This is a genomic window from Pseudomonas sp. MD195_PC81_125 (assembly GCF_014060985.1).
Taxonomy (GTDB): domain Bacteria; phylum Pseudomonadota; class Gammaproteobacteria; order Pseudomonadales; family Pseudomonadaceae; genus Aquipseudomonas; species Aquipseudomonas parakoreensis.
Window position 1 is genome coordinate 1 of sequence record NZ_JABULD010000705.1, and the last position, 3438, is coordinate 3438.

Consider the following 3438-nt stretch of genomic DNA (forward strand, 5'->3'; position numbering starts at 1 on the left):
AGATCGCAGCCTGCGACAGCTCCTACAGTTTTTTGTTAACCACGGACAAAAAAACGCAGCCCATGGCCCGATCGCGCAGCCATTTTCTTGCGCAGTCGTTCTGTCATATTCGGTATCAGTTGATTGCAGATAGTAGCCAGCCCAACACTAATTCCAATGAGGCTGCACTGTGTTTCAACGTCTTGTGTGTTCGCTGTCCGTTCTGAGCCTGTCCATCGCTGCTGCCCACGCTGCCGAGACCGTCGTGCTCGACACGCCGCGCCTGCAAAGCATCGACAACTTCCGTGATGTCGCCGGGCTGACCACCGCGTATTCCACGGCCCACGATGGCACGATGCGCGGTGGCGTGTTCTACCGCTCCAACGCGATCACGCCGTCGGCAGCGGATCTGGCGACCGTCAACAGCCTCGGCATCAAAGCCGTCTACGACCTGCGCACGCCGAGCGAAATCGCTGGTACGCCGGACACAATGCTGAGTGGCGCGACCTACCAGAACATCGACATCATCGGCAGCACCACCTCGGGCGCGAACATCACCACCGTGTCGTTCAAAAGCGCCGCCGATGCCATCGCCATGATGGAACAGACCAACCGCGCCTTCGTCAGCGACGCGGGGATGCGCGGGCAGTTCGGCAAGTTGTTCAACGAACTGGCCAGCACCGACGGCGCGCAACTGTTCCATTGCACTGCCGGCAAGGACCGTACCGGCTGGACCGCCGCCGTGCTGCAGAGCATCGCCGGCGTCGACAACGCGACCATCATGGCCAACTACCTGGCGACCAACGACTACACCGCCGCCCGCGTCGCCGCGACCCTCAAAGCGTTGTCGCCGAGCATGGCCTCGATCTATGCGCCGCTGCTTGGCGTGCAGGCCAGCTACCTGCAGGCCGGTCTTGATGAGGTCACCGCCGAATACGGCAGCATGGACAACTACCTCAAACAAGGCCTCGGCCTGTCGCAGGAAACCATTTATGTGCTGCGCGGGAAACTGGTCGAATACAACAGCCTGCCGGGGCAGGCCGGATTGATCGGCAACGCCGCTGCCGGTGCCGAATTACTGCGTCAATTGCAGAGCACCAACCTGTCTGGCACCTACAGCGCCTACAACTATTACCTGCAATCGGCGATCGACGCCGGCACCCTCGGCGGTGTCGAAGCTCAGGTCGGCGGCCAGGTTCATGCCGACGCCGCCAGCTACCTGCTGCGGCAGAACGCGCTGATCGAACAAGCCGCCGCCCCCTACGCCAGCGGCTCCGACCTGAAAATCGGGCAATACCGGTTGTGGACCACCGCGCTCGCCGGTTACCTCGGCACCGACGGCTCGTCCCACGCCGAGAGCAGCAACGAACACAGCCAAGGCCTGATGGTCGGCATCACCCAGCGCTTCTCCGAACAACTCAGCGCCCGCGGCGGGTTCGGTTACAGCAAAGGGACCGTCGGCGGCGCGAGTGGCGAGGCCGATACCGATTTCACCTTCTTCAACCTCGGTGCGCGCTACGGCTTCACCAGCCTGGAACGCGGGCTGTTCGTCGACGCCAATGCCAGTGCCGGCTACGTCGATTACGCCAGCAAACGCGAACTCGGCGGCGGCCTCGGCACCGCCAAGGGCGACACCCACGGCAACCTCACCGGCGCGACCTTGGCGCTGGGTTACCGCGCTCCGGTCAACGGCATGATTCTCGAACCCAGCCTCGGTGTGCGCATCAGCCACCTCGACCTCAAAGGCTTCCAAGAGAAGGGCAGCGAACTGTCCCTCGACGTCGACGACAACACCGCCACCCGCCGCAGTGCCGTCGCCAACCTCAACGTGGCGTTCGCCCCGGTGGCGATGGGCGCCTGGCAACTGGTGCCAGGCATACAAGTCGGCTACGAGCGCACGCTGGGCAACAACGACGTCAACAGCCAAGGTCACCTCCTGGGCCTCGACATCGAACAACGCGCCGCCTTCGACAACCGCGACCAGTTCAGCAGCGGCGTCAACCTGATGGCCAGCCTCGGCGCGGTCAGCGTCGGCGCAGAAGTCGGTGCCAGTGGCGGTGGTGAGAGCCACGGTTTCAGCGGCAGCCTCAAGGCCAGTTACACGTTCTAAGTGACGGGATGACAATCAGGTCAAGGATGACCGCTATTCACAAAGCACCAGCAAAAACGGGTGAAGGCAGGGGATTGGCAACCCTGATTTACCGCCTAACCCTGTGGGAGCGAGCCTGCTCGCGAAGGCGTCATGTCAGCCAACATCACCGTCAACTGACCCAAAAGCTTACTTGCCTATAAACCAATCAACCCCGCTCCCTCAGTTGCGCCGGACTCACCCCATACGCCTGCTGAAAATACTGACAAAACCGCCCCGACATTGCTGAAGCCAAAGCGCAACGCCACCTCCGTCACCGACGCCGAATGCCGCAGCGCCTCGAATGCCCGCGCCAAGCCGCACCTGCCGCTGATACGCGACAATCGACATCCCGACAAACCGTCGAAACCCTTCCTGTAAAGCGCGCTGACTGACATTGCTCAACCGCGCCAGCTCTACGCCACTGACCAATTGCTCGGGATGCGCCTGAATGAACGCCATCGCCAACTTCACATGCCGCGGCGCCACCCTCGGTGCAGGCTGGCGCAACGCCTCGGTAAAATTGTGCGGCCACGCCTCCAGCACCGCATCAATCAACATCTCACGCAACCGCGACGGCATCAGCGTGCCGCTGTTGAGCAACAGATCAAACTCCGTGCCCGTCGCCAGATCAATCAACGCCTTGATTCCCCGAAACGCCGCCGTGTGCAGATCCACTACCGGCTCAAACACAATCTTCTGCACAACCGGCCGCACCAACAACGCCGACAACCGCTCCGTGAGCTGCGCCCGACTCACCGAAATCCCGTGCTGCGCGTGATCGTCGAGAAACCGCATCGAACGGATATCCGCCTTATCAATCGCCAACCCCACCTGCGCCACACCGACGGACTCGGTGCGGTGGTTGAAGACAATCTTGCCCGCCGTGGGGATCACGAAGGTGATCTCGTCCTGCGGCTCGGGGAAGGTGACAGTGAAATCACCGTGGTAATGCATGCGCCGGAAACTCACGCCGTCGTGCCTGCCGTAGACACCGCCGATGATGATGCTGGAAGGGATTGGCGGGGAGTCGGCGTAGCGATTGCCGAAGAACCGGGAGAAGAGGGCGCCGAAGTCTTCGGCGTGGAGGTTTTCGGAGCGGAGGATGATTGTTTGGCGGGGTGGGGCGACGGAGTACACCTTGGGGCACCTTTTTTTGGGGCTCTTGGGTCAGTGGCGCAGGGGAGGTTAGCAGGTTGGGGGTGACAGGTTTGTGACGGCGAATTAGTCGGTGGAGGCAGGTCTGCTTTCGGCCAAGAGCGGCCTCTCATCTGACGGATGCTTCTGGCCCAGGCAGATGGATTGTCTGGGTGCAAACAGTCTCAAAGGAA

The 3438-nt window shown here is 62.0% G+C and carries 2 protein-coding genes and 1 pseudogene; 2 read left to right on the forward strand and 1 reads right to left on the reverse strand.

Going from position 1 to position 3438, the window contains the following annotated elements:
• Together HT737_RS31395 and HT737_RS27630 are read left to right on the forward strand one after the other, a co-directional pair.
• On the forward strand, positions 1 to 206 hold a 206-nt coding region (locus tag HT737_RS31395), incomplete at its 5' end, for a hypothetical protein (RefSeq protein ID WP_220459531.1).
• On the forward strand, positions 170 to 2089 hold the full coding sequence (locus HT737_RS27630) for a tyrosine-protein phosphatase (protein WP_182404416.1): 1920 nt from the start codon (positions 170 to 172) through the stop codon (positions 2087 to 2089). The genes HT737_RS31395 and HT737_RS27630, both read left to right, overlap by 37 nt.
• Positions 2090 to 2276: 187 nt before the next feature.
• Here the strand turns inward: HT737_RS27630 and HT737_RS27635 are convergent.
• Positions 2277 to 3247: pseudogene (locus HT737_RS27635) on the reverse strand (AraC family transcriptional regulator).
• Between the last annotated feature and the right edge of the window lie 191 nt (positions 3248 to 3438).